At 35.9% G+C, this 23,108-nt stretch carries 22 protein-coding genes, 1 riboswitch and 1 other annotated feature; of the genes, 15 read left to right on the forward strand and 7 right to left on the reverse strand.

All coding sequences use genetic code 11. The annotated features are described in order from the left end of the window. Positions 1-111 precede the first annotated feature (111 nt). On the reverse strand, positions 112-2,817 hold the full coding sequence (gene mgtA / locus AC1Q8N_RS10690) for a magnesium-translocating P-type ATPase (RefSeq protein ID WP_142330264.1): 2,706 nt from the start codon (positions 2,815-2,817) through the stop codon (positions 112-114). Between the two features lie 328 nt (positions 2,818-3,145). After that, positions 3,146-3,313, reverse strand: a riboswitch (M-box (ykoK) riboswitch). Positions 3,314-3,483: 170 nt separating this feature from the next. Then, positions 3,484-3,735, reverse strand: a complete 252-nt coding sequence (locus tag AC1Q8N_RS10695) for a DUF3932 family protein (RefSeq protein WP_016086371.1) — start codon at positions 3,733-3,735, stop codon at positions 3,484-3,486. A gap of 189 nt (positions 3,736-3,924) precedes the next feature. On the opposite strand from AC1Q8N_RS10695, the gene rnz reads away from it, so the two are divergent. From rnz to sdaAA, 4 genes are all read left to right on the forward strand, one after another. Beyond that, a complete protein-coding gene (gene rnz, locus AC1Q8N_RS10700) occupies positions 3,925-4,848 on the forward strand; it encodes a ribonuclease Z (RefSeq protein ID WP_000397450.1) in 924 nt (307 codons plus the stop codon). A 552-nt stretch (positions 4,849-5,400) separates the two neighbouring features. Next, positions 5,401-5,547 (forward strand): hypothetical protein, encoded by a 147-nt coding sequence (locus AC1Q8N_RS10705; RefSeq protein WP_179194447.1) that lies wholly within the window; start codon positions 5,401-5,403, stop codon positions 5,545-5,547. 44 nt (positions 5,548-5,591) lie between these two features. After that, a complete protein-coding gene (sdaAB, locus tag AC1Q8N_RS10710; RefSeq protein WP_000877441.1) occupies positions 5,592-6,251 on the forward strand; it encodes an L-serine ammonia-lyase, iron-sulfur-dependent subunit beta in 660 nt (219 codons plus the stop codon). 18 nt (positions 6,252-6,269) lie between these two features. Next, complete coding sequence (sdaAA, locus tag AC1Q8N_RS10715; RefSeq protein ID WP_000489470.1) at positions 6,270-7,148, forward strand: L-serine ammonia-lyase, iron-sulfur-dependent, subunit alpha; 879 nt, start codon at positions 6,270-6,272, stop codon at positions 7,146-7,148. A 52-nt stretch (positions 7,149-7,200) separates the two neighbouring features. On the opposite strand, the gene proI is transcribed toward sdaAA, so the two are convergent. Beyond that, the gene (gene proI / locus AC1Q8N_RS10720; RefSeq protein WP_000027261.1) at positions 7,201-8,040 is read right to left on the reverse strand and encodes a pyrroline-5-carboxylate reductase ProI; all 840 of its coding nucleotides are present in this window, start codon (positions 8,038-8,040) and stop codon (positions 7,201-7,203) included. Positions 8,041-8,205: 165 nt separating this feature from the next. Here proI and AC1Q8N_RS10725 point away from each other — a divergent pair, with 165 nt between their 5' ends. Both AC1Q8N_RS10725 and AC1Q8N_RS10730 read left to right on the forward strand, forming a co-directional pair. After that, the gene (locus AC1Q8N_RS10725; RefSeq protein ID WP_064474854.1) at positions 8,206-9,159 is read left to right on the forward strand and encodes an MBL fold metallo-hydrolase; all 954 of its coding nucleotides are present in this window, start codon (positions 8,206-8,208) and stop codon (positions 9,157-9,159) included. A gap of 9 nt (positions 9,160-9,168) precedes the next feature. Next, a complete protein-coding gene (locus AC1Q8N_RS10730; RefSeq protein ID WP_098076634.1) occupies positions 9,169-9,963 on the forward strand; it encodes an SDR family NAD(P)-dependent oxidoreductase in 795 nt (264 codons plus the stop codon). A 29-nt stretch (positions 9,964-9,992) separates the two neighbouring features. On the opposite strand, the gene AC1Q8N_RS10735 is transcribed toward AC1Q8N_RS10730, so the two are convergent. Continuing rightward, entirely contained in the window at positions 9,993-10,178 is a 186-nt protein-coding gene (locus AC1Q8N_RS10735; RefSeq protein WP_001003210.1) for a YqzH family protein, read from the reverse strand. 224 nt (positions 10,179-10,402) lie between these two features. On the opposite strand from AC1Q8N_RS10735, the gene argC reads away from it, so the two are divergent. The 7 genes from argC (at position 10,403) to AC1Q8N_RS10770 (ending at position 16,577) form a co-directional block, all read left to right on the forward strand. Next, positions 10,403-11,440 (forward strand): N-acetyl-gamma-glutamyl-phosphate reductase, encoded by a 1,038-nt coding sequence (argC, locus tag AC1Q8N_RS10740; RefSeq protein WP_098076631.1) that lies wholly within the window; start codon positions 10,403-10,405, stop codon positions 11,438-11,440. Positions 11,441-11,450: 10 nt separating this feature from the next. After that, positions 11,451-12,674 carry a bifunctional glutamate N-acetyltransferase/amino-acid acetyltransferase ArgJ gene (gene argJ, locus AC1Q8N_RS10745; protein ID WP_404519425.1) on the forward strand — a complete coding sequence of 408 codons (1,224 nt, stop codon included), beginning with the start codon at positions 11,451-11,453 and terminating at the stop codon, positions 12,672-12,674. Positions 12,675-12,685: 11 nt separating this feature from the next. Then, positions 12,686-13,453 (forward strand): acetylglutamate kinase, encoded by a 768-nt coding sequence (gene argB / locus AC1Q8N_RS10750; protein WP_098076625.1) that lies wholly within the window; start codon positions 12,686-12,688, stop codon positions 13,451-13,453. After that, on the forward strand, positions 13,450-14,610 hold the full coding sequence (argD, locus tag AC1Q8N_RS10755; protein WP_098847153.1) for an acetylornithine transaminase: 1,161 nt from the start codon (positions 13,450-13,452) through the stop codon (positions 14,608-14,610). The genes argB and argD overlap by 4 nt, the downstream gene beginning before the upstream one ends. A 12-nt stretch (positions 14,611-14,622) precedes the next feature. Further along, positions 14,623-15,573, forward strand: coding sequence for an ornithine carbamoyltransferase (argF, locus tag AC1Q8N_RS10760; RefSeq protein WP_098068069.1), 951 nt, complete (start codon positions 14,623-14,625; stop codon positions 15,571-15,573). A gap of 178 nt (positions 15,574-15,751) precedes the next feature. After that, positions 15,752-16,312: a DUF2062 domain-containing protein gene (locus AC1Q8N_RS10765; protein WP_098076763.1), complete on the forward strand. Its 561-nt coding sequence runs from the start codon at positions 15,752-15,754 to the stop codon at positions 16,310-16,312. A 58-nt stretch (positions 16,313-16,370) separates the two neighbouring features. Further along, complete coding sequence (locus AC1Q8N_RS10770) at positions 16,371-16,577, forward strand: hypothetical protein (protein WP_098076620.1); 207 nt, start codon at positions 16,371-16,373, stop codon at positions 16,575-16,577. A gap of 24 nt (positions 16,578-16,601) precedes the next feature. On the opposite strand, the gene AC1Q8N_RS10775 is transcribed toward AC1Q8N_RS10770, so the two are convergent. Further along, positions 16,602-17,048: a MarR family winged helix-turn-helix transcriptional regulator gene (locus AC1Q8N_RS10775; RefSeq protein WP_000445824.1), complete on the reverse strand. Its 447-nt coding sequence runs from the start codon at positions 17,046-17,048 to the stop codon at positions 16,602-16,604. A 72-nt stretch (positions 17,049-17,120) separates the two neighbouring features. Then, the gene (locus AC1Q8N_RS10780) at positions 17,121-17,900 is read right to left on the reverse strand and encodes a GDSL-type esterase/lipase family protein (protein WP_048546328.1); all 780 of its coding nucleotides are present in this window, start codon (positions 17,898-17,900) and stop codon (positions 17,121-17,123) included. A 362-nt stretch (positions 17,901-18,262) separates the two neighbouring features. Here AC1Q8N_RS10780 and cpdB point away from each other — a divergent pair, with 362 nt between their 5' ends. Next, entirely contained in the window at positions 18,263-20,608 is a 2,346-nt protein-coding gene (cpdB, locus tag AC1Q8N_RS10785; RefSeq protein ID WP_098847152.1) for a bifunctional 2',3'-cyclic-nucleotide 2'-phosphodiesterase/3'-nucleotidase, read from the forward strand. A gap of 50 nt (positions 20,609-20,658) precedes the next feature. On the opposite strand, the gene nhaC is transcribed toward cpdB, so the two are convergent. Continuing rightward, complete coding sequence (nhaC, locus tag AC1Q8N_RS10790; protein WP_048546316.1) at positions 20,659-22,032, reverse strand: Na+/H+ antiporter NhaC; 1,374 nt, start codon at positions 22,030-22,032, stop codon at positions 20,659-20,661. 277 nt (positions 22,033-22,309) lie between these two features. Continuing rightward, positions 22,310-22,530 (reverse strand) — a binding site (T-box leader). A 142-nt stretch (positions 22,531-22,672) separates the two neighbouring features. On the opposite strand from nhaC, the gene AC1Q8N_RS10795 reads away from it, so the two are divergent. After that, complete coding sequence (locus AC1Q8N_RS10795) at positions 22,673-23,029, forward strand: hypothetical protein (protein ID WP_404519426.1); 357 nt, start codon at positions 22,673-22,675, stop codon at positions 23,027-23,029. The last annotated feature ends 79 nt before the right edge of the window (positions 23,030-23,108 follow it).

A 23,108-nucleotide genomic window follows, 5' to 3' on the forward strand; every position in this document is an offset into this window, starting at 1 on the left:
CATGGTCACCTCCATACATATAAGTCCATGTTATATTTTTGAGAATGCGTGGGGAGTACCTGCTCATTCTCATTTTTATCCCACTATTTGCGGGCTGATGAAAGCTTCACTTTATAACCAGCTATGAAACTTTTTAATATAAACTTTTTTTAGGAACTGTGTTAAGAAAGCATAGCCTAATAGTATTCCTATTAACCAAGGGAAGTAGCTAAGTGGTAATGCTTGTAATCCAACGGCTGCTCCAAGTGGCGAGAATGGAATATAAATTCCGATTGCCATAATACAAGCGGTTAATAAAAGAACCGGTATTGATGCAGTACTTTGAATGAACGGAATCTTCTGTGTTCTTATCATGTGAACAATTAAAGTTTGTGTTAGCAATCCAACGACAAACCAACCAGATTGGAATAATGATTGTTCGCTAGCTGTATTTGCACCGAAGACGTTCCACATGACTACGTATGTGATAATATCAAATATGGAACTAATGGGACCGATGCAAATAATGAAGTTTCGTAAGTTGGCAGTATCCCATTTTCTTGGTTTGTCTAAAAACTCTTTATCCATTTTGTCCCATGGGATAGACAGTTGTGAAATATCATAAAGTAAGTTTTGAATTAAAAGGTGAATGGCAAGCATCGGCAAGAAGGGGATGAAAGCACTTGCTACTAATACACTAAATACATTTCCGAAGTTAGAGCTAGCTGTCATTTTAATATATTTTAAAATATTTCCGAATGTAGTACGTCCTTCTAAAATGCCTGCTTCTAATATTGTTAAACTTTTTTCGAGTAAAATAATGTCGGAAGACTCTTTTGCAATATCAGTAGCAGTATCAACACATATGCCAACATCAGCTTCACGTAACGCTACGGCATCGTTAATGCCATCTCCCATATAACCTACAGTGTGTCCGTTTCCTTGTAATACTCGTATAATGCGAGATTTTTGCATTGGATTTAGTTTAGCAAATACAGTTGTTTCTTCGGCTAATTTTGCTAATGCTTTATCAGGTAAAGAATCGATTTCGTAACCAAGGACAGGCTCACCGATATTTAATCCAACTTCTTTGCAAACTTTTCTTGTCACGATTTCGTTATCGCCAGTTAAAATTTTTACTTGTACACCATGTTTCTGCAATGCTTGAATGGCAGTAGCTGCAGATGGTTTCGGTGGATCTAAAAAGCCAATATATCCAGCGAGAATCATATCATTTTCATCTTGTACCGCGTACTCTGTATCATTTATTGGTCTATCTTTTTTATAAGCTACAGCAATAACACGCATACCTTCACTATTTAATGTCTCACTTAGTTGTTTTACATTTGAACGCATGTCATCGGTAAGAGAAACAACTTTTCCATCTACTTCAGTGTAGTTACAAATAGATAAAATTTCTTCTACTGCTCCTTTACAAACCATTGTATGTTCACCTGAAATATCTTTCACGATGACAGACATACGCCGGCGAGCAAAATCAAATGGAATTTCATCTAGTTTTTGAAAAATGGATGGATTAAACTTCTGGTTTTCTTCTGTATGCTTCATAACGGCTTTATCTATTAAATTTTTCAATCCTGTTTGATAGAAGCTATTTAAATAGGCAAAGTGTAATACACGATTACATGTATTACCGTTAGGATCTAAATGGCGGACAAGTACAACTTTATCTTCTGTTAAAGTTCCTGTTTTATCGGTACAAAGAATGTTCATAGCACCTAAGTTTTGAATAGAATTCAGTTGTTTTACAATTACTTTTTGTTTAGACATGTTAACGGCACCTTTTGCTAAATTAGCAGTTACAATCATTGGTAACATTTCAGGTGTGAGACCAACAGCAATTGCGATAGCGAAGAAGAAAGCCTCTTGCCAATCCCCTTTTGTGAATCCATTAATGAGAAGAACGATAGGCGCCATAATAAGCATGAATGTAATTAAGAGCCAGCTTACTTTGTTTACACCTTTATCAAAGCTTGTTTCTACTCGTTTGCCGATAACCCTTTTTGCTAAAGAGCCGAAATACGTATCGGTACTTGTGGAGATGACAACAGCTTTTGCACTACCACTTACAATATTTGTACCCATAAAACAAAGGTTTTCCATATCGAGTGGATTGTAATTTTTTTTCATGTTTTTCGGTAAGATATGTTTATTCTCTGTATGATAGCAGTTTTCGTACTTTTCCACAGGCAGTGCTTCCCCAGTTAAAGAAGACTGATTCACAAATAAATCTTTAGCTGATAGAATACGCACATCAGCCGGAACGATATCACCGGCTGAAAGTGAAATAATATCGCCAGGTACAAGTTCTTCAATTGGAATTTCCATTGTATAATTTTGCTTTAAATTTGTTACTTTTTTTGTTTCGTGTACAAATCCATCTATTCTAAAGACGCTCGCCGTTGTTCGAACCATAGCTTTTAACTGATTCGCAGCTTTTTGAGAACGAAATTCTTGTAAAAAACGAATCGTTGCACTTAGCATTACCATTACAGATACGACAAGGGTTCCTTGTATGTCATCTGTGAAAAAAGAGAGTGCGCCGAGAGCTAATAAAACAAAAATAAACGGATTTTTAAATGCCAGTAGAAATTGAATGTACCACGGTGATGTTTTATTATGAGCTATTTCATTCGGGCCATATAAAGTAAGTCTAAGAGCCGCTTCTTGTTTAGAGAGTCCATCTTTTGTTGTTTCTAAAAGTTGTAACGCCTTGTTTGCATCTTGTGTTGCGACTTCCACCAATAATTCATTATTTGTTTTCATACGATCTTGATCGTATGAATGTTTTGTTTCTTGTCTTTGTAAATTTAACATCGGTAGTTCCTCCTTTTTCATGAAGGAGGAAACAATCTGTTACTCGACTATTTAAAATTAGGAGGAACAGCTTCTTTCCTACCTACATGATGAAATATTAACGTAAAACATATGGGTATCTGGGCCGAATCATCAATTGCCAACTGTTCCTCACCTCCGTACAATTTAGTAGTTTCTGAATATGCTATGTTTGTTTCATAGTAAGGTGCATATATAAAAAGACCTTTACTCAAAACGAGTAAAGGTCTGAATTCGCAGTTAAAAGAGTCCACAACAAAGACTGTTAATAAACATAGATAAAAACAGTTTTTGTGCATGACAAAAATAGATGCACCTCTCCCTCGTTGAGTTTTAGCACTGTATAGCATAGGTACTGAAACCAGCTACGTTAAGAAAGGCCTTCATTCCGACCTTTCCTGTTGACCCATTGGCGTCTCTCGACATTTTTGGGCAGCAGCGTTTCTCTATACAGGAGCCTCACCTAACAGAGACCATATTCAATTACAATTTGAATGTTAGCACTGTAAATTTATAGTGTCAATATCTTTTTTTTGAAAAATCAAATAGGTTTATGATGGCTATATAGTAGGAAATAAGAGGAGTTTTTTTTGAAATAAGGTGGGGAAATAAATAAAAAGCACTGATTACAGTGCTTTTTATTACAGATTATGAGATTGTAGTATTTTCAAAAATAACAATTTCTGAACTGTTTGTTGTTGAAACGCGTTGTGCGTAATATGTTAAAGCTGAAGAAATATATGTTGGTAATGAATCATTTGTATGTGTTGTTGTATATTCATGGATTAATTCTTTCAAAGTCGTCCATTCTAATTGTGCTGGGTGATCAGACACGAAAGAACTTACCCAGCGATCAAATGAAGATGAAAAATCAGTTTGTAAACGAAATGCTTCTTTCATAATAAAACGCTCCCTTAAAATGTAGTATAATCATTTTAACATAAAACACGAACGATTACTAAGTTTTTTGAGTATAACGTTCGTGATATATAGTTGTCTAGATGATTGGTTATGTAAATTCGATTTGCCATTTGAAATAACATTCCGTAAGATGAAAGGTAGATTATATAAAGAGCTGGAGGAAAGAAAGTGGAATTTGTATTTTTAGGAACTGGTGCAGGTGTTCCTTCGAAAGGAAGGAACGTTTCGGCAATTGCTTTGCAATTGTTAGAAGAACGAGGACAGACTTGGTTATTTGATTGTGGCGAGGCGACGCAACATCAAATATTACATACATCAGTACGCCCACGCCGCATTGAAAAAATATTTATTACGCATTTACATGGTGATCATATTTTTGGCTTGCCTGGTTTATTAGGAAGCCGTTCATTTCAAGGAGGGACTACACCTTTAACAGTGTATGGACCAAAAGGAATTAAACAATTTATTGAAGTGGCATTATCAGTAAGTACGACACATGTAAAATATCCACTTGAAATTGTGGAGATAACAGAAGAAGGTACTGTATTTGAAGATAATGAATTTCACGTGGAAACGAAAAGATTGTCACACGGTATTGAATGTTTTGGGTATCGTATTGTAGAGAAAGATATACAAGGTGCTCTTTTAGTCGATAAATTGCTGGAGATGGGTGTGAAACCGGGCCCGCTCTTTAAACGTTTAAAAGATGGAGAAGTAGTTGAATTAGAAAATGGTACGATATTAAATGGAAAAGACTTTATTGGTCCACCTCAAAAGGGAAGAATTATTACCATCTTAGGCGATACAAGATATTGTGAAGCGAGTAGAGAGCTGGCACAAGACGCTGACGTACTTGTTCATGAAGCAACTTTTGCAGCAGAAGATGAACAACAAGCGTATGATTATTTTCATTCCACATCTAAGCAAGCTGCGAGTATTGCACTTCAGGCAAATGCAAAACGATTAATATTGACTCATATTAGTTCTCGTTATCAAGGGGATACATATAAGGAATTATGGAAAGAGGCAAGAGAGCTATTTTCTAATACAGAAATAGCTACGGACTTGAAAATTTTTCCGGTAGAAAGATAATAATGGTGTGAAAAAATGGTGACGAAAGGTTGCCATTTTTTTATTTCTAAAAAAAATTTAAAATAAAACTGTTATCATTTTATGTTTATATTGGATGGAACAGAAAGTTTTAATGATGTGAAGAAATAGGATGAAAATGCATAATACCGATTGTTTAGAAAAACTGTTATATAAGTCAGATGACATAAGAGTGGTACAAATAGCAAAAACAGATCGTTATTCAGAACTTTTAAAATTCATTAAAAGTAAGCGTTTTATTAAAAACGAGCTATAATGAGGGCAGATCAAAATTTATTGTAGGCTACATGCATTTTAGCCATTTGTCGTAATAAGTGAAGTTGACTAAATCGTGAGAGAGCAACATGGAATTTATAATAGGAAAGATATTACTATTATTTGTACTAAGTCTTTTTTCATTTTTTAGCTTTAAAGCACTAAAAGATATGAAAGCAATGGGCGTTTCACTTGTTTATGCTATGCTTGTAAGGGGTTCTGTGTTAAACTTTGGATTGCTACAAGACTTTATTGTGGATTAGCTTATATGATTAGTAAATGAAGGTAATGCTAAGTTTCTTATTTATTATGATAATTGGTATTATTTCAGGATATATTGTTTCACTGTTATTCAAAAACTATCCAATTCGTATAGCGGAACAAATTCGTCGTACAACTGGAAAAGCAACCGATTCGGTAGCTTAATAGAATAGTAAAATTTTTTTCATAGAGGTTTAGGGGGAGTTATGATGAAGTATCGCTCAGTATTTGATATTATTGGTCCAGTTATGATTGGTCCATCAAGTTCACATACAGCAGGCGCAGCAAGAATGGGGCAAGTTGCTCGCCAGCTGTTTCGTCATGAACCAGAAAGAGTAAGTATTTCATTATATGGATCATTTGCAAAGACGTATCGTGGGCATGGTACAGATGTAGCGTTAATAGGTGGGATATTAGGGTTTGAAACAGATGACTTACGTATTCCAGAAGCGCTAGACATAGCAAAAGAGCGCAAAATCGAAGTAGAATTTATTGAAGAAGATGCAAATGCACCTCACCCAAATACAGCGAGAATTCGTTTGTATAAAGGTGAAGAAGAAATTGAAGTTGTTGCTTGCTCAATTGGTGGCGGTAAAATTGAAGTTGTAGAATTAAACGGATTCGATCTTCAATTAACAGGCACGAGTCCAGCACTGCTTATTGTAAATAACGATCGCTTCGGTGCTATTGCAGCAGTAGCTTCAATCCTTGCGAAACATGAAATTAACATTAGTACAATGAGTGTTTCTCGTAAAGAAAAAGGAAGAAGAGCGCTTATGGTTATCGAAACAGATGAATTATTAGCAGATGAAGTGATTGAAGAAATAAACGCGCAACAAAATATTTGTCAAGTAACTATTATGGAATAATTGCAGGGGGGACACACCATGTTTCGGAACGCAGCGGAACTAGTGGCGCAAGCTAAAGAACAAAATGTAAAAATCGCAGAAATTATGATTCAATGTGAAATGAAAACAAGAAGTATTTCACGTGAAGAAGTAATTGCTGGTATGGAAAAGAACTTAGTCGTGATGGAGCAAGCAGTAGAACGTGGTATTCGCGGAGTGAAATCACCAACTGGTTTAACTGGCGGAGATGCTGTAAAAGTTCAGGCGTATATGAATAGCGGAAAAGGCTTATCTGGAGATACGATTTTGGACGCGGTGAGTAAAGCTGTTGCAACAAATGAAGTAAACGCAGCGATGGGAATTATTTGTGCAACACCAACAGCAGGGTCTGCTGGAACAGTGCCAGGTGTACTGTTTGCACTGCAAGAAAAATTACAGCCGACACGCGAAGAGATGATCGAATTTTTATTTACAGCAGGAGCTTTCGGTATGGTTGTTGCGAATAATGCTTGTATTTCCGGCGCGGCAGGAGGTTGCCAAGCTGAAGTAGGTTCAGCAAGTGGTATGGCAGCAGCAGCAGCAGTTGAGATGGCTGGTGGAACACAAGATCAAGCAGCTACAGCGATGGCGATTTCATTAAAGAATATGCTTGGTTTAGTATGTGATCCTGTTGCAGGGCTTGTAGAAGTACCTTGTGTAAAACGTAATGCAGCAGGAGCTGCGAATGCGATGATTTCAGCTGATTTAGCATTAGCTGGCGTAACGAGTACAATTCCATGTGATGAAGTGATTGAGGCGATGTTTAGAATCGGACAAACGATGCCAGTAGCACTTCGTGAAACAGCTGAAGGTGGACTTGCAGCAACACCAACTGGTCGCCGTCTGCAAGAAGAGATTTTTGGGAAGACTAATAACTAAACAATATATGTTAATAAAAAAATGGAGCTCAAGTAAAATTGAGCTCCATTTTTTATTTTTCTTTTGTTAGTTGTTCTAATGTTTTCCCAAGATTATGTGATCGTTGTGTAGCCTGTGTAATACAAGAAATAAGTGCTTGTTGAAATTTATGTTCTTGTAATACTTCAATGCCTGCTTCGGTCGTTCCGCCAGGAGAAGTAATTTCCTTTCGCAAAACAGAAGGGTGTTTTTCACTTGCTTTTAGCATTTCAGCAGCACCAATCATCGTCTGAAGAATAAGTGACTTTGCAACATCTTCTTTTAAACCAATTGTTTTTGCGGCTTCTTCCATCGCTTCCACTACGTAATAAATATAAGCAGGCCCACTTCCAGATAATGCAGTGACAGCATGCATATCTTCTTCCTCTACAACAGAGACGAGACCGATCGTTTCAAATAAAGCTATGGCAGTCTGAATATGTTCCGCTGTTGCATGTTTTGAAGGCGAGATAGCAGTAGCTGATTTTAAAATAGCTGCAGATGTATTTGGCATCGCACGAATAATCGGAACATCTTTTTGAAGTAGGTTTCTAATCGAGTGAGTAGAAACACCTGCTAATAAGGAAATAATAAGCAAGTTATTATGTATATCTTCTTTAAAAGGAGTAAGCGCTTCTGCAACATCCTTTGGTTTCATTGCTAGAAAAAGAATAGTTGTATCAGTAAGTAGCTCTTTTTTATTATGCGTACCTTTTACGCCATATTTTTTATGTAGCTCCTGCAATCTTGTCTCGTTAGAACGATTACTTACGGTAATTTGTTCGCCTTTCACAACATTTGCATGTAACAAGCCACCAATAATCGCTTCAGCAATAGAGCCTGCACCGAGAAAGGAAATGTTTTGAATAGACATGATGTTCCTCCTTTAAATTTGGTTAGAAATTCTTATAAATGTACATACATTCGTTTTTTTACAGGAAACACCTCTTTTTATCTGAAAATAATGACAAATATATATAGAAGTTGTAAACTGAAGAAGTATTCATTTTTGAACCGGAAAGAGACAGGGGGGCTAAGCATGACGGCGATTCACCGAATGGAGATTCCTGTGCCATTTGCAGTTGAAACTGTGAATGTGTTTTTAGTTGAGGGGGAGACATTAACATTAATTGATACAGGGACGAATACAGAAGAGGCAAGAAGTGCTTTAGAAAGGCAATTAGGTACATTAGGATATGCGATAGAAGATATTAAAACAGTAGTCATTACGCATCATCATGCGGATCATTGTGGGCTTTTAAATATATTTTCTGAGAAAACGAACATTATTGGACATCCTTGGAATGAGCCTTGGATCACGCAAAATCCAGAATTTTTAAAGTGGTATCATGAGTTTTTTAGAGAGACAGCTTTGCAATTTGGTGTTCCAGCGGCATTTTTGAAAGACGAGGCGTTATTGACGACGAAGACACTTAAATATTCTTGTAATAGATCGTTAACGCATACTGTGAGAGAGGGAGATCGTATTGATTCTTTACCTGGGTTTACAGTAATCGAAACACCAGGTCATGCTTCCACTCATATTTCATTATATAGAGAATCTGATGGAATATTAATTGGCGGGGATGCTCTCATTAGCCATATTTCTTCGAATCCCATATTAGAACCACCATATGAAGGACAAACAGAAAGGGCGCGCCCGTTATTACAATATAATCAAACATTAAAGCGTTTAAGTGAAATGAATATTTCGCGCATTTTATCAGGACATGGAGAAGATGTTCTAAATGTGAAACAACTTATTGAAACGAGATTACAAAAGCAAGAAACACGTGCGTTTAAAGTGCTTGAGTTATTAAAGGAAAAACCAATGACAGCATTTGAAGTATGTGTAAAACTATTTCCGGTATTATATAAGGAGCAATTGCCACTTACTATTTCAGAAACTGTTGGACAATTAGACTTTTTAGCATATAATCAACAAGTGATGATTGATGAATCTTCGCAACAATTGATTTATTATGCAAAGTAGGTGACAGCAATGACGGGACGTTTACAAAATAAAGTAATCGTCATTACAGGTGCTTCTAGTGGAATTGGAGAGCAAGTTGCAATGCAAGTTGCAGAGCAGGGGGCGACTCCAGTATTAATGGCTAGAACAGAAGAGAAATTAAAAGCGTTAGCAGAGAAAATTAAAGAAACTTATAATACGCCTTGCTATTATTATGTATTAGATGTAAGTGAAGAGATGGAAGTACAATCTGTTTTTTCAAAGGTATTACAAGAAGTGGGACGTATTGATATATTAGTAAACAATGCGGGATTTGGTATTTTTAAAACATTTGAAGATGCGTCAATGGATGAAGTGAAAGATATGTTCCAAGTAAATGTATTTGGATTAGTAGCTTGTATGAAAGCGGTACTACCCTATATGGTGAAAAGGAACGAAGGACATATTATTAATATTGCTTCACTTGCTGGGAAAATTGCAACTCCAAAATCGAGTGCGTATGCAGCGACGAAACATGCAGTATTAGGATTTACGAATAGTTTACGCATGGAGTTGTCTAGTACAAATATTTTCGTAACAGCGATTAATCCAGGTCCGATAGATACAAACTTTTTTGAAATAGCGGATCAATCCGGTACATATGTGAAAAATATGGGACGGTACATGTTAAAACCAACATATGTAGCAGAGCAGATCGTAAAATCGATGCAAACGAAAAAGCGTGAAGTAAACTTACCGAAGTGGATGGGCATTGGTCCGAAACTTTATGCACTATTCCCAGGTTTATTTGAGCGTGTTGCAGGTAAATCATTAAATAAAAAATAGGAGATTTCCATATGGAAATCTCCTATTTTTTATTTTCCAGTCACATAATCGTAAACGATATCCTCAACTGCCTCGTATACATCAATTTCAGTATTTGAATGAATTATCGTTTGAATATGTTTAATTAGCATTTCCTGATCCTCATTTGACATAGGATTACATTGATATTGTTGAAAACTTTTTATGATCATTTTCTCAATTAATTTTTCATTCATGTTTTTCCCTGCCTGTATGTACGTATGTATTGTTTTATTGTACTTGAAGTGAAATGAAAAAACTACTATACATTGTTTTTGTATAAAAATCCGGTTGTGTATATTGTTTTTCTAGTAAAATTAAGTTTTTTAAGTTTGTAAAATTTATAAATATTTAATTGACTCTATAAATATACAATATTATAATCATACTTAATTTAAAGAATCGATATGAGGAGGAGCATATGAAAGTCGTGATTATTGGAGCAACTGGGTATGGAGGTATTGAGTTAATTCGGTTATTAGAGCAACATCCATATTTTTCGATAGCATCTCTTCATTCTTTTTCGCAAGTTGGCGAGTCTATAACAAATGTATATCCGCATTTTCAAAATGTTCTTGTTCATACGTTACAAGAAATTAATGCGGAGGAAATAAAGAAGAAAGCGGAAATTGTATTTTTAGCAACCCCAGCAGGAGTATCAGCAGAGTTAACTCCAAAATTATTAGCAGTAGGTTTAAAAGTAATTGACCTATCTGGAGACTTTCGTATGAAAGATCCTTTCATATATGAACAGTGGTATAAAAGGGCAGCTGCAAAAGAAGAAGTTCTTAGTGAAGCTGTATATGGGTTAAGTGAATGGAAAAGGTCCGAGATTCAAAAGGCAAATTTAATTGCAAACCCAGGATGTTTTGCTACAGCCGCATTATTAGCGATATTGCCGTTAGTGCGTAGCGGCATGATTGAAGAAGATTCCATTATTATTGATGCGAAATCAGGAGTATCTGGAGCTGGCAAAACGCCAACAACAATGACTCACTTTCCTGAGTTATACGATAACTTGCACATTTATAAAGTAAATGAGCATCAACACGTTCCTGAGATTGAGCAAATGCTTGCAGAGTGGAATAGGAAAACGAAGCCAATCACGTTTAGTACACATTTAATACCGATATCACGGGGGATTATGGTTACCCTTTATGCGAAAGTAAAACGAGAAATGGAAATAGAAAAACTTCAAAAATTATATGAAGAAACGTATGAACAATCGGCTTTTATTCGAATTCGCACGCAAGGAGAGTTTCCAAGTCCGAAAGAAGTGAGGGGCTCAAATTATTGTGATATGGGGGTAGCTTACGATGAAAGAACAGGAAGAGTGACAGTCGTTTCTGTTATAGACAATATGATGAAAGGTGCGGCTGGGCAAGCGATTCAAAATGCAAACATAGTTGCGGGACTAGAAGAAACAACAGGCTTACAACATATGCCGCTTTATCTATAAGGGGGACATGATGATTAAAGTAGAGTCTATAACAAAATTGGAAAATGGTTCAATTGTAACGCCAAAAGGCTTTTTGGCAATCGGTACTGCAAATGGTTTAAAAAAAGAACAAAGAGATTTAGGTGTGATCATTTGTGAAGTGCCAGCATCATGTGCCGCTGTCTATACAACGAATCAAATACAAGCAGCCCCGCTGCAAGTAACGAAAGACAGTATAGCAGCTGAGGGGAAATTACAAGCGATTATCGTCAATAGTGGAAATGCAAATGCTTGTACAGGAATGAAAGGCTTACAAGATGCCTACGAGATGCGTGCATTAGGGGCGGAACATTTTGGAGTGAAAGAAAATTACGTTGCAGTAGCTTCAACAGGTGTAATTGGTGTTCCTTTACCGATGGATATAATCCGAAAGGGAGTTGCAAATCTTATCCCGACGAAGGAAGTAAGTGAAGCTCATTCTTTTTCTGAAGCGATTTTAACGACGGATCTTATAACGAAAGAAACGTGCTATGAGATGATGATTGATGGGAAGAAAGTGGTGCTTGCTGGTGTTGCTAAAGGTTCAGGGATGATTCATCCGAATATGGCAACGATGCTGAGTTTTATTACGACAGACGCTCATATAGAGCATGATGTATTGCAAATAGCATTATCACAAATAACGAATCATACATTTAATCAAATTACGGTGGATGGAGATACTTCTACGAATGATATGGTCATCGTTATGGCAAGTGGATTATCAGAAACGAAACCAATCAATACGGAACATGCAGATTGGGAAACTTTCGTAGTTGCTTTACAGAAGGTATGTGAAGATTTAGCAAAAAAAATTGCACAAGATGGTGAAGGTGCTACGAAGTTAATAGAAGTAAATGTGCTAGGAGCTCGAACGAATGAAGAGGCAAAGAAAATTGCAAAGCAAATAGTCGGTTCGAGTCTTGTGAAAACAGCAATACATGGTGAAGACCCAAATTGGGGGCGAATTATTAGCAGTATGGGACAAAGTGAAGTAGCGATTAATCCAAATACAATTGATATTACTCTTCAATCTATCGCTGTGTTAAAAAATAGTGAACCTCAAATGTTTTCTGAAGAGGAAATGAAAAAGAAATTAAAAGAACATGAAATTATGATTGATGTGTATTTACATTTAGGAGAAGAAACCGGATCAGCTTGGGGCTGTGACTTAAGCTATGAATATGTGAAAATAAACGCTTGTTATCGTACATAAGGAGAGGGAAGATGAGCGATTATATTGTAGTGAAATGCGGCGGTAGTATGTTGGATCAATTAAATGATGTGTTTTTTGATTGTATAAAGAAATTGCAACAGAAGTATAAAGTAGTGATTGTCCATGGTGGCGGCCCAGAAATTGATGCGCAATTAAAAGATTGTAACATCAAAGTAGAAAAAAGAGATGGGTTACGAGTAACACCAAAAGAAGTTATGGATATTGTTCAAATGGTGCTATGCGGAAGTACGAATAAAAAATTTGTAATGAAGTTGCAAAGGCATAATTTACTTGCGGTAGGTTGTTCAGGGTGTGACGGCAATTTACTTCAAGTTCAACCTGTCAGTGAAGAAATAGGATATGTGGGAGAAGTAAGTTATGTCGAAACAGCCTTACTAAAAGGATTGATAAATTTGAATTATATTCCTGTCATTGCTCCAATCGGGATAAATGATAATGAGATTTATAACATAAATGCGGATAACGCTGCAGCTGGAATTGCGTCCGCGTTATCCGCAAAAGAACTCATTTTTATTACGGATGTAGATGGGATATTACATGAAGGAAAATTAGTAAAGAAAACGGATGAATTTGAAATTGTTACTTTAATAGAAAAAGGAGTTATTACAGGCGGGATGATTCCGAAAGTACAGGCGGCACTAGCGTCATTAAAAATGGGAGTGCAAAAGATAAGTATTGTGAACGGTACAAAAGATTTTGCTGAAGTTACGGGAGAGTGTATCGGAACGACGGTAACGAAAGGGGTAAGTATCGTATGACAAGTCATCTTTTTCAAACATATGGGAGAAGAAACATTGAGTTTGTAAAGGGAAGTGGAACGAAAGTTATTGATAAAAATGGTAAGCAATATTTAGATTTCACATCAGGAATTGGCGTATGTAATTTAGGGCATTGTCACCCTACTGTTATGAAAGCTGTACAAGAGCAACTTCATGATATATGGCATATATCTAACCTGTTTACAAACAGCTTACAAGAAGAAGTAGCGTCATTATTAACAGAAAATACAGCGTTAGATTCTGTTTTTTTCTGTAATAGCGGGGCAGAGGCGAATGAGGCTGCTTTGAAGCTGGCTCGTAAGTATACTGGAAAATCTCTCGTCGTAACATGCCAGGAGTCTTTTCACGGTAGAACATTCGCAACGATGAGTGCGACGGGGCAAAATAAAGTGAAAGAAGGATTTGGTCCACTCCTTCCGTCTTTTTTACATATCCCTTTTAACGACGTGAAGGTGTTAGAGGAAGTAATGAATGAAGAAGTAGCGGCGGTAATGGTAGAAGTTGTTCAAGGAGAGGGAGGAGTCATACCTGCTAATCTATCTTTTTTGGAAGAGATTGAAACATTATGTAATAAGTTCGGCTCCTTATTTATTATAGACGAAGTACAAACGGGGATAGGAAGAACAGGAACACTATTTGCTTACGAACAAATGGGAATAAAACCTGATATCGTTACCGTTGCAAAGGCACTAGGAAATGGTATTCCTGTTGGAGCGATGATCGGCCGTAAGGAACTCGGAACGTCGTTCACTGCAGGAACACACGGTTCAACGTTTGGCGGGAATTATATTGCAATGGCTGCAGCGAAAGAAGTATTGCAAGTAAGTAAGAATCCATCATTTTTAAAAGAGGTAAAGGAAAAGGGGGAGTACGTATTAGAGAAGTTGCGAGAGGAATTACGACATGTTGAATGTATTCAAAATATACGTGGTAAGGGACTTATGATTGGGATTGAGTGTAAGCATGAAGTTGCAAGTTTTATAGAAAAACTAGAGGAAGAAGGGCTTCTCGTATTACAAGCAGGGCCTAATGTGATAAGACTATTACCACCACTTATTGTAACGAATGAAGAGTTAGAACAGGCAGTATATATGATAAAAAAAGTAGTTTGTACAAAAAACGTATCAATCATATAAGGGGGAAATTCCATGTCAACTGTACAAGTACCGAAATTAAATACGAAAGATCTGTTAACATTAGAAGAACTGACGCAAGAAGAAATCATTTCTTTAATTGAGTTCGCTATATATTTAAAAAAGAATAAGCAAGAGCCTTTATTACAAGGAAAAATATTAGGACTTATCTTTGATAAACATTCAACTCGTACTCGCGTATCTTTTGAAGCAGGAATGGTACAGCTCGGAGGACATGGCATGTTTTTAAGTGGGAAAGAGATGCAAATTGGAAGAGGGGAGAGCGTTTCAGATACTGCGAAAGTATTATCTCATTATATTGACGGGATCATGATACGTACATTCTCACATGCCGATGTAGAAGAGCTTGCAAAAGAATCGAGCATTCCTGTTATTAATGGATTAACGGACGATCACCATCCTTGTCAAGCGTTGGCAGATTTAATGACAATATATGAAGAAGTAAATACATTTAAAGGAATAAAATTGGCTTATGTAGGTGACGGGAATAACGTATGTCATTCATTGTTGTTAGCGAGTGCGAAAGTTGGAATGAATATGACTGTTGCAACGCCTGTAGGGTATGAACCGAATGAGAAAATTGTAAAAAAAGCGTTAGCGATTGCTGAAGAAACAGGAGCTGAAATTGAAATTTTGCATAACGCTGAATTAGCAGTGAGTAAAGCAGATTTCATTTATACTGACGTTTGGATGAGCATGGGGCAAGAGGGAGAAGAAGAGAAATATACTTTATTTCAACCGTACCAAATTAATACCGAACTTGTTATGCATGCAAAGCAAACGTATCGTTTCTTACATTGTTTACCTGCCCATCGTGAAGAGGAAGTAACAGGAGAAATTATAGATGGACCGCAGTCTATCGTATTTGAGCAAGCGGGTAATCGATTGCATGCGCAAAAAGCATTATTAGTAAGTTTATTTAAAAATGTAGAAGAGCTTTCCTAAATGATGTGCACCCCAATTGTTAAGCACGAATAACAATTGGAGGTGTGCTTTTTAGATTGAAATGTCGTATGTATATTTGGTTAACCATCTCTAAATCATTTATAATAAAAAGAGTAAACTAAATTTGTTTTTCATATCATGTAGGGACATACTAGATAGAAAAAATATAGTTAAAGAGATGATGAATTTGAAAACAACTAAGAAAACATATTCCTTTTTTCAGCGGATGTGGAGAATATTAAAGTTTCAATATTATAAGTTGCTTCGGTCGCCAGAAGGAGCGAAGAAAGTATCATTAGGCTTTGCGATTGGTTTTGGTTTAGAGATGTTGGTCATATATACGGCATCGCTCGTATATATAATATTTTATCCGATTGTTCGAATAGTAAAGGGATCTTTTCCTGCTGCGGTTATTGGCAATATTATTGGAAAAATATCGTTTCTACCGGTATTTTTATTTCCGTTTGCTTATGCACTAGGAAAAATGATATATCCATTTCATGTGCAAAAAATACATCATGAACCATTTACGATATCTGATTTGTTTTCGAGTCATATTTTTACGATATTAAAGGGTTTATTGCAGAGTGAAGTGTATGTATTAATTGGAATGACGATTTTAGGAGTTGTGTTTGGTGTAGTTTCATATTTCGTTGTGCATTATTTATATGAAAAGAACCGTAAGTTACGTTTAAAGAACAGAAAGAAACGAGTGAGAGAACCACTCGTGCAAATATAAAGAGTGTCACATTCATTTTCTCCTTTGAATATGTTTAAGAAAAAGGGGGAGAGAATGAATGTATTATTATTACGTACCTCAAGTATACCCATATGTAAATTATTATCCGGTTTATGATGTGAGTAGACAATACGAATTATATCGACAACAACAATTACAGCAATTACCACAAATACCACAACAACAGCCTACGCAAGAACAGAAACCATATTTAACGACATGGCCATATTCAAATGTGTACTATGGTAATTATTACGAATCATAAAGCTGCTTCTATGTAGAAGCAGCTTTATGCGTTTGTTTTCAAAATTAAATTTTGAATGGTTTGAAGAGAGTGAATGAGCTTTTCGCGCTCTTCCTCAGATAATGTTTGGAAATTTTCTTTTAATTTGTCTAAAATGAATTGTTGATACTGATTTACTAACAATTTCCCTTCAACTGTTAGGGAAATTAAAATGACCCGTCGATCTTTTTCGCTATAATGACGCTCTATTAGTTCTTCTTGAATCAGTTTGTTTAATAGAGGTGTCATGTTAGGCCGTGAAATCGCTAGCCGCTTGCCGATTTCGGAAACTGCTAATGTGCCATTTTCATGCAGAAGCAGCAATACTTGTGTATGTGATGGCGGCATATGTCTTTGAGAAGAAAATTCTCCAGGAAGCATAAATTTGCGATAAAAAAGAGGCACTAGCGAAAGAAGATGATCAACAATACGTTCCCACTCGCGTGATTCCATATAAAGGCCCCCTTCCACTATCATTGTAACAAAAAAGACATGTTATAAAAATAGAATTGTTTCATGGAAATTTTAATATTTGTAGGCCAATACTTTTTTTGTAAATGAATCGGCAATAATTGCGTAGCCATCATCATTTGGGTGCACTTGGTCAAAGAGTAAATCTTTTTTATCATTTGATATTAATTTACGAATTGGTAAAACGATAGATGGTTGATTTGCTTTTGAAATGGAATAAACGGATTCATTCCATCCATCTAAAAACATATCTGCATAACTGGCGATGGAGTCATCGAGTTGTAACGGATTATAGAGTTCTGAGAGAATGAGTAAAGCGTTCGGATTTTGATCTCGAACTGTCTTTACGATATTTTTTATATCCGCTTCAAAATGAGCTTTTTCTTTATTTAACATTTTAATACCATCTATAACACCGACATCACGATTTAAACGGAATAAATTATTTCCTCCAATATTAATTGTAATGATATTTGCCGCTCTAATTTTTTGCTTTACATCTTCTGATTGCACTTTTTTAGCGAGACGATCTGTTGTAAGACCGTTTATCCCAAGGTTTTCTACTGTAATTGGCTTATGAATTTGTGCTTCTATTTGTCTAGAAGCTAATTCAGCAAATCCCCCTTGTGTCGATCCATATCCTTTGGCGAGTGAATCACCTAGTACGAGATGATAAAAGGAATCGTTTGTTTGCTTATCAATCCAACTTGGAGTAGATATTTTTTCTGTGTTTTCTTCGGGTTCATTTTGTTTTGTCTCATCGTTCTTTTCAAAATAAGAATAAGAAATGATTAGAAGGAGGAGACAAACAATTGTTAAGATGACTTTTTTCATATATTCATCCTCCTTGTAATTGGTAATTGTATCATATTCAGCAGTATTAACAATGTAAGGGCATATTATATATTTATGAAAAGTTTACAACAACTTTACAGAAAATTTGTAGAAGTATGTCAAAAAATATTGACGATATGAAAGTACATTATATATGATAATGTCAGATAAGGTGAAATTTTAATGAGTAGGGCTTTATTTCCCACTAATTAAAATTTCACTAATCGGGCGTTTAAGGGGACTACTCATTAGCGCAGGATGAAATGAAAATCTTGTCTCTAATAGAAGAAAAAAGGTATGTGGTTAGAGGGAAATAGAGGTTTATTTCATTATTTTTGGTAATTGTATAAGGGGGATTTTTTGTGAAAAAGTCAAAAAAAATGCTAGCTGGAGCAACTCTTGCGATTGGTGTAATGGCACCACAGGTGTTGTCAATAACAGCTCATGCGGATGAGAATACTGGGGAGAGTACAGTTAAGTTACGAATTCTAGAAACATCAGATATTCACGTTAACTTAATGAATTATGATTATTATCAAACGAAAACAGATAATAAAGTAGGTCTCGTGCAAACGGCAACACTTGTTAATAAAGCACGTGAAGAAGCGAAGAACTCTGTCCTATTTGATGATGGGGATGCATTGCAAGGGACACCACTTGGAGATTATGTAGCGAATAAAATAAATGATCCGAAGAAGCCTGTGGATCCTAGTTATACACATCCATTATATCGTTTAATGAATTTAATGAAGTATGACGTCATCTCTCTTGGGAATCATGAATTTAACTACGGTTTAGACTATTTAAACAAAGTAATTAGTAAAACAGAGTTCCCAGTTATTAACTCCAACGTCTATAAAGATGATAAAGATACTAATGAAGAGAACGACCAAAATTACTTTAAACCATATCATGTTTTTGAAAAAGAAGTAGAAGATGAATCAGGACAAAAACAAAAAGTGAAAATTGGCGTAATGGGATTTGTTCCACCTCAAGTTATGAACTGGGATAAAGCAAATTTAGAAGGAAAAGTGAAAGCGAAAGATATAGTTGAAACAGCGAAGAAAATGGTGCCAAAAATGAAAGCAGAAGGTGCAGATGTTATCGTTGCACTAGCGCATTCGGGCGTTGATAAGAGTGGGTACAACGTTGGCATGGAAAACGCTTCGTATTATTTAACAGAAGTTCCTGGTGTAGATGCAGTATTAATGGGACATGCACATACTGAAGTGAAGGATGTATTTAATGGTGTTCCAGTTGTAATGCCTGGTGTCTTTGGAAGTAACTTAGGTATTATTGATATGCAATTGAAAAAGGTAAACGGAAAATGGGAAATACAAAAAGAGCAATCGAAGCCGCAACTTCGTCCGATTGCTGATAGTAAAGGGAACCCATTAGTACAATCTGATCAAGAATTAGTTAATGAAATTAAAGATGATCATCAAGCGACAATTGATTATGTGAATACACCTGTAGGTAAAACGAAAGCACCAATTAATAGTTATTTTTCATTAGTACAAGATGATCCTTCCGTACAAATTGTGACAAATGCGCAAAAGTGGTATGTAGAGCAAGAACTTAAAAAACCAGAGTACGAAAAGATTAAAGATATTCCGGTTTTATCTGCAGGTGCACCATTTAAAGCAGGTGGCCGAAACGGTGCTGCATATTATACTGATATTCCAGCTGGAACGTTAGCAATTAAAAACGTTGCAGATTTATATGTATATCCGAATACGTTATATGCTGTAAAAGTAAACGGAGCGCAAGTGAAAGAATGGCTTGAAATGTCGGCAGGTCAGTTTAATCAAATTAATCCTAAACCAAAAGAAAAAATTGAACAGCAATTGGTGAATACAGGATATCCTACATATAACTTTGATATTATAGATGGTTTAAAATATGAAATTGATGTAACACAACCGGCGAAATACGATAAAGATGGAAAAGTTGTAAATGCAAATACGAATCGTATTGTAAATATGACATATGAAGGTAAGCCAGTAGCTGATGATCAAGAGTTTATCGTTGCTACAAATAATTATCGCGGTAGCAGTAAAACGTTCCCTGGTGTAAGTGAAGGAGAAGTTATTTACCAATCGCAAGATGAAACACGTCAAATCATAGTGAAATATATGCAAGAAACACCGGCTATTAATCCGACAGCCGATCAAAATTGGACATTTAAACCGATTGTTGCAGATAAATTAATTACAACATTTGATTCTTCACCAAAAGCAAAAGAGTATATAAAGAAAGATGGAAAGATATCATATGTTGGACCATCTGAAAATGAATTTGCTAAATATGCAATTGATATAACGAAGAAGAACGATGATGATAAGGAAACTGGTGGAGAGAATCCAACGACACCGCCAACAGGTGAAGGTAATAATGGAGGAAATCCAACGACACCACCAACAGGTGAAGGGAATAATGGAGGAAATCCAACGACACCACCAACAGATGAAGGTAGTAATGGAGAAAATCCAACGACACCACCAACAAATGAAGCAAATAATGCAGGATCTGGACAAACTACAACGGATAATCAAAACTCAAAAGAAACAACAACTGTAAGTGAAAATAAAGAAGACCGTGATTTACCGAAAACGGGTACAAGTGTTGCTTCTACAATTGGAGCAGGCTTGGCGTTTGTTGGAGCGGGATTACTTCTGTTATTTAGAAGAAAGAAAGCAAATAGATAGTCGAGAAATATAAAAAAGGATTACCGATTCAGGTAATCCTTTTTAGTATATTATGAAATTGTTACTGCTTTTTCTTTCTTCCATGAAAGACCAAATCCAGTGAAACCAACAATAATTGTTAAGACTGGGCAAGCTAAACAGAAAATTGCGAATGGAAGGTAATCGAATGTCGGAACGCCAAGGACGTTTGACAAGAATACACCACTTACTCCCCATGGTACGAGCGGGTTAATAACTGTACCTGCATCTTCTAATACACGTGATAAATTACGACGTTCTAAACCGACTTCATCGTATTTATTAGCAAATGCTTGTCCTGTTAAAACGATTGATAAGTACTGCTCACCAAGTAAGAAGTTTACACCAATTGCAGTTGAAGCCGTAGAAATAATTAAACGTGTGCTATTTTTTACGAAGCTAGAGATGATATTCATGAGCTGCGTAATAATACCCATTCCTTGTAATAATCCTCCCATACAAAGAGCCAGGAAAATAAGTGCAATCGACATCATCATACTTTGTAGACCACCGCGAGATAGTAAGCTATCAATGTCTTTAATACCAGTTTTAGAAACGTATCCGTCTTGCATAATTTTCATTAAATCAGCTAAAGAAGTGCTAGGTTTAAAAATAAAGAGAATAATAATTCCTACCACAATTCCTGCAAGTAATGTTGGAACTGCTGGAACTTTTTTAAATGCGAATAGGAACAGTAATAAAATTGGAATTAGTGTAACGATAGAAATCGTTGTATTTTTCTCTAAAGTGCTAATAAAGTTTGTGAAGTCAACGTCTCCGCTAGTACCGCCTCCTAAAATGAAAAATGCGATAAAAGCAATAATGAAAGCTGGAACTGTTGTCCAAAGCATGTTACGAATATGCTCAAATAAATCTACACCTGTTACAGCAGGAGCTAAGTTTGTTGTATCAGATAAAGGAGACATTTTATCTCCAAAGAATGCACCAGAAATAATTGCACCAGCGATTAGAGCTGGATCGTATCCGAGAGCACTACCCATACCCATAAAGGCAAGTCCTACAGTTGCGGCAGTTGTAAAGGCACTACCGATACTTGTTCCAACAATTGCACAAACAACAAAAACAGTTGGAACGAAAATCTTTGGAGATACAAGCTGGAAGCCGTATACCATTAAAGTTGGAATTGTTCCAGCAGCGATCCAAACACTAATTAATACGCCTACAAGCAAGAAAATAAAAATAGATGGAATACCAGCTGAAATACTACTGATCATCCCTTTTTCCATAGTAGACCAAGAGATTTTTTTCATAAATCCAAATGCTAATAAAAGAACGATACCAAATAAAATTGGGATGTGTGGTGAAACTTCTAATTGAATAACACTAAAGCCAATACAGAAAAAAATAAATAATGTTAAAAGAACAGATTCGATTTTTGAAACCATTGTTTTCCCCTCCTAAGTAATTTAAAATAGCTCTTTTTTATATAAAATTCGCCAATATTGTGTATTTCCTTCTAAAATTTAGAATTTTGTGACAAATTATCGGTAATTGTTGGTCCTTCAATATGATACGGAAATGATTGGATAAAAAAACGTCCCTGCATATAATTATGCAGGGACGAAGATATCGCGGTACCACCCTAGCTTGTGAAATGAATGTATCACAAAATAAAGGGTCGTATGATATGCGCTAATAAAATAAAAACGCCCCTGCAATATATGCAGGGACGAAAAATTCGCGGTACCACCCTAAATTGTGAAACAGTTTCGTTTCACCACTCTTTAGATATAACGGTCTATAACCGTCTTTCACTACTCCTTACGTTTCGCAAAAGAAGCTCCAGGGGGTAATTCATAATTCGCTCTGTACTGGTTCGCACCGACCACCAGCTCTCTGAAATCAGAAATCGAAATACTACTAAATCCTATCAATGCCGATTCATATGATGTTAGTTAAATTTTTATCACATTTTCATCTTATATGTCAATAAAAATGTTCAATATTTTTTTAGGGAAATAAAGGTTAAATGTTTTTAATGTTCTAAATTTGTACGTTATAATGAATTTGAAAGGGGAGGAAAGAGTGAAGAAAAAAATAATTCTTTTTACCACCTTACTAGTCATTGGCGGAAGTGCTGGAATTTACACAGCTTTTGCAGCTGAATCAGAGCAGGCGAAACAAAAGCAAATACAGCAGTCAGAAGTGAAGAAAGCGAAAGAAACGGAAGCGAAGAAGTCGATGGAAAAAGCAGCTGAGAAACTAGGAGTTTCTACTGAAGGGAAAACAAAAGAAGAGGTTACGAAAGAAGTAAATACTACAAGATTTGAGAAGCGCCATGATTTATTAATTGAACATGCAAAACAACTTGGAATTGATACAGAAGGAAAAAAAGATGAAGAGATTATTTTAGAAATTGGAAAGGTACAACACGGAAAGTAGAACAACTTATCGTATGATAAGTTGTTCTTTTTTAAGAACTATTTGATTTAAAAATAATTGACAGTCATTTAAATTTAAT

The organism is Bacillus sp. GW823-FHT06B01 (assembly GCF_058952315.1).